Origin of the sequence: Endozoicomonas sp. ONNA1 (genome assembly GCF_024606325.1) — a bacterium.
GTDB lineage: Bacteria > Pseudomonadota > Gammaproteobacteria > Pseudomonadales > Endozoicomonadaceae > Endozoicomonas_A.
Window position 1 is genome coordinate 1 of the sequence record NZ_JAHHPN010000192.1, and the last position, 3,054, is coordinate 3,054.

2 protein-coding genes and 1 pseudogene are annotated in these 3,054 nt (G+C 40.1%); all 3 read left to right on the forward strand.

The window, feature by feature from the left end; translation table 11 throughout:
* Positions 1-319: 319 nt before the first annotated feature.
* On the forward strand, positions 320-1,246 hold the full coding sequence (locus KDK19_RS04430; protein WP_257291409.1) for a hypothetical protein: 927 nt from the start codon (positions 320-322) through the stop codon (positions 1,244-1,246).
* Between the two features lie 64 nt (positions 1,247-1,310).
* Positions 1,311-1,867: pseudogene (locus tag KDK19_RS04435) on the forward strand (transposase); the annotation flags it as partial.
* Positions 1,868-2,356: 489 nt separating this feature from the next.
* Positions 2,357-3,054 (forward strand): hypothetical protein (locus KDK19_RS04440; RefSeq protein ID WP_257291410.1); only part of this gene is annotated, 698 nt, incomplete at its 3' end.

The window sequence follows — 3,054 nt, forward strand, 5'->3', positions numbered from 1 at the left end:
AGATGTGTATAAGAGACAGTTAAAAAAACTGTATTACATCCTGTTATATTCAGAAGACTCAGTTTAATATTCATTTAATCCTGCTTCCATCATTCAGTCATAGCAGAGTGAGTGATAATAATTTCTGGCGTTTGAGGACATGAAATGACCATAACTCTCTCTTGATGGAGTCACGACTCATATATGTTAGCAGTATTGAGAGTGAGTGATAAAGTTACCCATTGAACTACCGATAAACATAAGAAATACTTAAATTCCAAAAAAAATGTCTAAAAAAAATCTAATACTATTCTTGCTCTGCTTAATGCAACCTTATTCTTTGAAAGCTGATTTCCAAAGCCTTCCAACATTACCAGACTTTGGGAAAGTTAACTCATACTATGATGCCGTCAGAATACTTTTCGATGATCATTTACAAGAGATAGAAGAAATAAAAACTTCCGGCGGTCAAGTTGAAAAAGTCTTTTCTGTTATACATCTAAAAAAAAGATGGTTTGTTAAAATCACAAGAGAAGACTGCCAATCATGTGAAACTACTCATTTTGATACTGAATGGAAACTAAAGAAAGAATATAAAAAATATTCATGGCTTAGTTTAAAAAATGCTGAGCTTATATTACCTACAAAAGGTGCAACCTTTATTCTGGAACACAAAAAACATTTAATTGCTAGTTATGCTTGGGTTCCTGGTTCAACATTTTCAGATATTTACAGCGAACATTTTAACAAAAAAACAGGAAACAAAACCTTAGAGAAAGCATTTTATCGCTATGGACAGGTTTTATCAGTTATGCACCTCGATCCTGAGAAACCAAGCGAGGATATAGATTTCATATTAAACAGCCCTGTAAGACTCCATCTCAGTGATAGAAATGGTAGAAATGAAAAATACCATGAAGATAAAGATAAAATATACATCTTAGATTTAGCTGATGATAGTCAATATGTTGGAAGAGATGTGATAGTGAAAGAAGAATTGGAGTTTTGGCTAGTACATATGCTTGATCTTTATGACAATTTAAACACGAGTGAAAATTGCGGTAGCAATCATGAGTGTCTGTTAGTTCCCTTTGATAGTTTTGCGCAAGGATACATATCCTCTCTTCCAACGTACAATGCCAATGTCATCCTGGCTATGCTGAAAACAATATACTTTGAAATAGTCAAATATAATTGCAAGTTCAGCCACTCTGAATTTTGTTTTCTTGAAGAAAAGCTGAGGGCTCAAAACTGGCTCGGCAGTTAACTAATCTGTAGAAAAAGCACCTCAAAGGCTGCTTACGTTGTGAAACACCTCTGTACGTAAAACAAAACGACAGACTCGATTTACCTCAATGGATGATACAATCCTCTACCCCTAGAGGGTATGAGTACCAGAGAGATAGTCTCCACATTCAAAGAGCCGTATGGTGCAGACGTGTCCGAGTCACTGATTTCCAAGGTTACAGATGCCGTTATTGAGCAAGTGATCGAATGGCAGTCTCGCCCTCTTGATCCCATTTACCCGATTGTCTATCTGGACTGCATTGTCGCGAAAGTCCGGCAAGATAAGCAGGTCATTAACGAGGCGATTTACCTGGCTCCGGGAGTCAATATCGAAAGCAAAAAGGAACTGCCGGGTATGTGGCTCTCTGAAAATGAAGGAGTAAAGTTCTGGCTCAGTGTTCTGATGCAGTGACAGAACCGTGGAATCAAAGATATTTTAAGCGCCTGTGTAGACGGCCTGAAAGGGTTTCCTGACGCTATTAACAGCGCGTTCCCTCAAACTCAGATACGGCTTTGCATTGTGCACATGATGCGAAATTCTATGAAATATGTTCCGTTTAATGGCTATAAGGCTGTTGCAACAGGACTCAAGGCCGTGTACTGATCTGCAACCGAAGAAGGGGCTCAGCAAGCTATGGCCCGGTTTGGTGAGCAATGTTTTTGTATCTTTTGCTTTTCTTTGTTTGCTCGTCTAACTCGTTGGTCCAATTTGTGGATACCCCTCCATCTTAAATTTTATAGTCATAAATACTCTAAATAAAAAGCATCTTTTTTCAACGACTTAACTATTCTAAAGGCTTCTGATATTAGCCGTAATGATGCTCAAACCCATAAAAAGACATATTACAGTACTTGTTTTTATTATTCTTAACAGTTTTTAGATAAAACTATCTACAATTATCTGCAATTGTGCGGGATGTCTCCGGGTTGACATCAACTGGTACTGATTAAAACATTTTCTTCTTTTTTGTGTATAGAGTTGCATGTCAGGCTTTTGTCCTGCATGGCAGCGAATAACCTTTCTATTTGTTATGTAATTCACTCTACAAATCGAGAATGCGTTTCCGGCTTTTTAGCGGAAGGAGTCAATATGAAAAAACTTTTTCGTGGTGTCGGCGTATTGCACAGTTCTGTCATCGTACTGGCATTCCTGCTCACCTCTATGGTTTCTGTAGCAGGTGAGTATGTACTTAATTTTCAAACCTTACAAAGAAACGTCAAACTCTATCTATCTGTCATCCCTGATACAGAGACCGATGGACCATCGGGAGCTCAGGGACTACAAGAGCAACCCTCTCAGTTTTTACCCAATGCTGATACTGAAAGCCAGAGCCCTAAAAGACAAAAACCAGAAACGATTGGAGGGCTGCCAGTTTCTGAGTCGTCACCGTCTGCCCGGCACACCCTCCCTGAACTGACATCCTCCGGTAATGATGAAAACAAGGAGTGTGGAGCCGCTGGCGGCTTAACGGCTTCCCAGGCATGTAAAGCTGTTTCTTCGCCAGTTTCAGTGACTTTAATTGATTCTGATGACAGGGAATCCAGTTCTATCACCCAACCCCTGACCACTCAACCTGGTGCCGGGCCCACTATCAACCTTCTGCAAACCGGAACTAACGCAGCTTACGCCTGGCTGGAAAGAGGAGTGCCTGGAGAAGATGTGCAGTTTTTTCAAATGCCTTCCAGTCAGCTGCAAGAGTTTGTCATGGTGTTCGCCAGTCTGGTTGCTATGAATGCTGGCGAAATCTATACTCGCCGACCTTTCCTTCGGTGCGGTCGCTATATATT